Origin of the sequence: Verrucosispora sp. SN26_14.1 (genome assembly GCF_004307965.1) — a bacterium.
Classification (GTDB): domain Bacteria; phylum Actinomycetota; class Actinomycetes; order Mycobacteriales; family Micromonosporaceae; genus Micromonospora.
This window is the reverse complement of the sequence record NZ_SISL01000768.1, coordinates 1-1,478: the sequence shown is the minus strand read 5'-3', so window position 1 is coordinate 1,478 and position 1,478 is coordinate 1. Positions and strand designations below refer to the sequence as shown.

Genomic DNA, 1,478 nt, shown 5'->3' with positions numbered 1-1,478 from the left:
CGGCCGCCGCCACCGGGCGGTCCACCGGCCCGACCACCGCCGCCCCCGTAGACCCCACCGCCGCCGGAGCGTCCACCGCCGCCCTGAGCCGGGCGGCCACCGCCACCGGGACGGCCGCCACCGTAGACCGGTCCGCCCTCGCCACCCGACCGGCCACCCTCGCCGCCGGAGCGGCCACCGCCACCACCGCCGTAGACGCCACCGCCCTGAGCCGGGCGAGAGCCGTTGGCGCCCGCCGGACGGGCACCGCCGTAGACCGCTCCCGACCGCGAGCCCTCCGGCCGTCCACCCTTCGCCGGGCCGCCGTAGACGGCACCGGACTGGGCGCCGCCGTACACCGCGCCCCGACCACGGTCCTTCGGGCCGAAAGCGTCGTCCTTGCGGCTCGGGTCGTCGTCGTCATCGTCGCCGTCGCGGCTCTTGGCGGCCGGCGTCGGGCGCTTGCGGGCCCGCAGGATGCCGAAGATGCCGGCGCCCACCAGCAGCGCACCGAGTACACCGACAGTGGCGATCAGGTAGGTGATGTCGTCCAGGGTCAGCCCGTCGAACCACGACCGGCCGGCCGCGTTCTTCACCGCGTCCGGGTCGTTGGCCAGGTCCTTCGGGCCCTCCGTGGACGGGGTGTAGCTGAGGATGTCGACCGGCTCGTTGTCGTCGAGATGCCCCGCGTCGGAGACGGTCAGGAAGGTCTTGCCGTCGGTCGAGTACGCGATCGCCTCGCCGAACGGGTCGGCCAGCGGGGTCACCCGGGGCGTGGTGGTGGTCAGCGCGGCGACGAGGTCGCCGTTCTGCACGTCGTACTCGAAGGCGTCGGCGTACGTGCGCAGCACCACCCGGGCACCGTCCGGGGACCGGGCCGCACCGGTGATCGCCACCCGCCCGAACGTGCTCAGCGGGTTCTCGGTGTCGGTCTTGGGCAGCTCGATGTCGCCGAGCTTCTTCATCGGCACCGGCTCGGTGTCGCCGCTCTTGAGCGCACCGTCGGCGGTGAAGATCTCCGCCTTGCCGGAGGTCACCTTCGTGATGATCAGCGGCAGGTTGTCGTTGCCGATCAGCAGCGCCTCGGCGTCACGGGGCTTGCCGTCCGGGTACGCCAGCCGGTGCAGGACCGGCGACTTGTTCCCGCTGATCGGCATGCTCCAGACCGCCACCCGCTCGCGGCGCTGCCGGCTGGTGATGTTGTCGCCGGTGTCGGCGATCCACAACGTCCTGCCGTCCGGCGAGACGGCGAGGTCCTCGGTGTCGAACGGCCCCGCACCGGAGTACGGGACCGCGCGGGTGACCTGGCAGTCCTTGTTCAGGTAGAAGACCTGCTTGCGGCTGTCCTGGTCGGTGCTGTCGTTGATCACGATGTACCCGTTACGGGTGACCACCAGACCGGACAGCTCCCGCAGCCTCGGGTCGGTGACCGCACACTGCTTCTTGGGCGCCGCCGCGAGCGGCACGACGGCCGCCGGCACCGCCGCAGGCGCGGCGGC

Annotated in this window: 1 protein-coding gene; it reads right to left on the bottom strand. The window is 72.9% G+C overall.

The window, feature by feature from the left end:
• Positions 1 to 1,478 (bottom strand): hypothetical protein (locus EYA84_RS33205; protein WP_161595085.1); only part of this gene is annotated, 1,478 nt, incomplete at both ends.